Consider the following 3,284-nt stretch of genomic DNA (forward strand, 5'->3'; position numbering starts at 1 on the left):
ACAAATTAGAAGCAACCTGGAAAGCTCAAAGAGTGAACTTGCTGAAGTGAAAACTGCTAACCTGAAGCAACTGGAAAAGCTCGAAAACCAACGTGAAGAAATACGCAGTGAAAAGGATTTTCTGAGTACCGAACTTACCCGCCGTAATTCAGAATTTGAAAGTCTTCAGCAAAAAAACATTGAACAAAAGGCCGAAGTAGAAAAGCTTCAGGAGAAATTTCAGAAGGAATTTGAAAATCTTGCCAATAAAATTCTGGACCAAAAATCTGAAAAATTCACCACTCTCAACAAGGAGAATATTCAGAATATATTGAATCCGCTTCAGGAAAAAATTAAAACTTTTGAAGAAAAAGTAAACCAAAACAACACCGATTTTATTTCCAGGCACGCCGAACTGGGAAAACAACTTAGGGACCTAAACGAGCAAAACCTGAAGATAAGCGAAGAAGCCAACAACCTCACCAAAGCATTAAAGGGTGAAAGTAAAACACAGGGAAACTGGGGAGAATTAATACTTGAACGTGTCCTGGGAAAATCCGGGCTCCAAAAGGACCGGGAGTATTTTATTCAAAAAGCTTATGAAGATGAAAATGGCAATAAAGTTTTGCCCGATGTGGTGATTCACCTTCCAAACGACAAAAGAATGGTGATCGATTCTAAAGTTTCCCTGTTGGCTTATGAAAAATACGTGAACGAGGAAAACGAAATTTCCAAAGGGAGACATTTAAAAGATCACCTTAAATCCCTGCAAAACCACATTTTACAACTAAGCACAAAAAAATATGAAGATTTGCACGGGAACGCTTCACCAGATTTTGTCCTAATGTTTGTTCCTGTAGAACCCGCATTATACCTCGCGCAGGAGTTTGACAACAGTTTTTTTTATACGGCTTTTCAAAAAAATATCCTGCTGGTAAGCCCGACCACGCTGCTATCTACTTTAAGAACAATAGACACGATTTGGAGCAACGAAAAGCAGCAGCAAAATGCGGTAGAAATTGCCAATCATGCTGCTTCTTTGTACCATAAATTCAAAATCCTTATTGATGAGCTTGAGGTAGTTGGAAACCGAATAAAATCTACCTCCTCTGCCTACAACAGTGCAATGAAAAAGCTCACGGGGCAACAAAACCTGATAAAAGATATAAACAAATTGGAAAGCCTGGGTATTTCGCCCAAGCAAAAGATTTCTTCAAAATGGTTAAATAAAGCAAGCATTGATCCTGATGAAGAATCAAATGATAAAACCTCCTTAAACTAGTTGTAAATTTGAAGCATTAAAAATAGTATAATGAAAAAGACACTTTTTATCATATTAGGAGCTATCCTGCTCTTATTTATCGCATATTTCGCCTTCGTTTATTTTGTACCCTACAGCGAAGGAACACGGAGTGGCGAACTCATCAAATTCAGTAAAAAAGGAGTAGTTTCAAAAACCTGGGAAGGTGAAATAAGCCAGGGAATAAGCGGTGCCCAGATTTTCCAGTTTTCGGTGTTGGGCAATAATCCGGAGGTTGTTGAGCAACTGCAGGAAAACGAAGGAAATTACGTAAGGGTTTCGTACATAGAACGCTACGCCACGTTCTTCTTTTGGGGCGACACAAAATATTATATAACCGAAGTGAGAGAAGCGGAATCTCCACATTTTAGAGATCGATAACTATGACAGAAAAATTTAAAGAAGTTAAAGAATCGGAAGTAGTAATGTCTGAACTTATGCTGCCCTCCCACTCCAATTTTAACGGCAAAATTCATGGGGGCTACGTGCTTTCCCTGCTGGACCAGATTGCATTTGCCTGCGCCTCCAAACATTCCAGGGCCTATTGCGTTACCGCCAGCGTAGACACCGTAGATTTTCTAAAGCCAATAGAAATTGGGGAACTGGTAACAATGAAAGCTTCTGTTAATTACGTAGGAAGAAGTTCCATGGTTATTGGAATACGTGTAGAAGCTGAAAATATCCAGACTGGTGAGATTAAACATTGTAATTCCTCTCACTTCACGATGGTGGCAAAAGACAACAACGGAGAATCTTTAGCTGTGCCCGGTTTAATCCTGAAGACCGACGATGATATAAGGAGGTTTGCCAAGAGTATAAAACGGATTGGTATGAAGAAGAAGCGAAAGCAGGAATTTCATGACACCGACTTTATTTCTGAAGAATACCTGCATATCCAGGAATTGGAAAACGTAAAAATCGAGAAATAATTTTGAAGTTCAATGGATTTATAGCTGCCATTTTTATGGCCATTATCGTGGCTTATTTCTTTCCGCAAGGCAATGAAATCCTTCCGTTAAAGACGATTACAGACATTGGAATTGGCTTAATATTTTTCTTTTACGGACTCAAACTTTCTCCGGCTGAATTTAAACTGGGACTTTTAAATTATAAATCTCACATTGTAATACAACTCACCACCTTTATAATTTTTCCACTTTTGGCATTGCTGTTTCTTCCGTTTTTTGAAGAAGGCGTGACTTCAGAAATATGGATTGCGATTTTCTTTTTTGCCACTTTGCCTTCCACTGTATCCTCTTCAGTCGTTATGGTGGCCATTGCAAAGGGAAATCTCCCTACCGCAATTTTTAATGCGAGCCTCTCGGGGTTAATTGGCATTTTTGCCACTCCGCTATGGCTGGGAATTTTTCTTCAAAAAGCTACCAATTTTGAATTTATGGATGTGCTTTTAAAGCTCTGTCTGCAAATTATCCTGCCTTTGATCCTGGGTTTATTTTTTCAGAAATTTGTAGGTGATTTTGCCAGGAAACATGGTAAAAAGCTTGGACTAATTGATAAGACTACCATTATTTTAATTATTTATTCCAGTTTCAGCAACTCTTTTACTTCCAATATCTTTAGTACCGTTGGTCAGCTGGATCTTGTAAAACTGTTTGGGATTGTGGTGGTGCTTTTCTTTGCCATTTACTTCGGGCTTAACCTGTTTTGTGATGCGCTCGGGTTTAACCTTAAAGATAAAATTGCCACCCAGTTCTGCGGAACAAAGAAATCGCTCGTACACGGTTCGGTTATGGTGAAAATTATCTTCGGAAGTGCTGCAAGCACCGGACTTTTGCTTTTACCGATCATGCTTTATCATTCCCTGCAGTTGCTGGCAGTCGCTTATTTTGCTGAAAACTACAGAAAAAAAGTTATTGCCACTGAAGGTGATCTGGACTAATTGAATTTTATAAAGCTAGCTTTAAAATTGGCAATTATCGACTATTGAGGTGTGAAGTTAGAAGTACGAGGGACGAGATCTTTTTTCTTTTCTTTTTAGTCTTAA

4 protein-coding genes are annotated in these 3,284 nt (G+C 38.7%); all 4 read left to right on the forward strand.

Annotation, left to right across the window (positions count from 1 at the left end):
- The coding region (locus RM529_RS16590; protein WP_311485849.1) for a DNA recombination protein RmuC at window positions 1-1,261 on the forward strand (1,261 nt) is incomplete at its 5' end.
- Window positions 1,262-1,291: 30 nt separating this feature from the next.
- Window positions 1,292-1,660 (forward strand): 6-phosphogluconate dehydrogenase, encoded by a 369-nt coding sequence (locus tag RM529_RS16595; RefSeq protein WP_311485851.1) that lies wholly within the window; start codon window positions 1,292-1,294, stop codon window positions 1,658-1,660.
- A gap of 2 nt (window positions 1,661-1,662) precedes the next feature.
- Complete coding sequence (locus RM529_RS16600) at window positions 1,663-2,208, forward strand: acyl-CoA thioesterase (RefSeq protein WP_311485853.1); 546 nt, start codon at window positions 1,663-1,665, stop codon at window positions 2,206-2,208.
- 2 nt (window positions 2,209-2,210) lie between these two features.
- Window positions 2,211-3,179: a bile acid:sodium symporter gene (locus RM529_RS16605; protein ID WP_311485854.1), complete on the forward strand. Its 969-nt coding sequence runs from the start codon at window positions 2,211-2,213 to the stop codon at window positions 3,177-3,179.
- The last annotated feature ends 105 nt before the right edge of the window (window positions 3,180-3,284 follow it).

Source organism: Autumnicola edwardsiae (assembly GCF_031846505.1).
Taxonomy (GTDB): Bacteria; Bacteroidota; Bacteroidia; order Flavobacteriales; family Flavobacteriaceae; genus Autumnicola; species Autumnicola edwardsiae.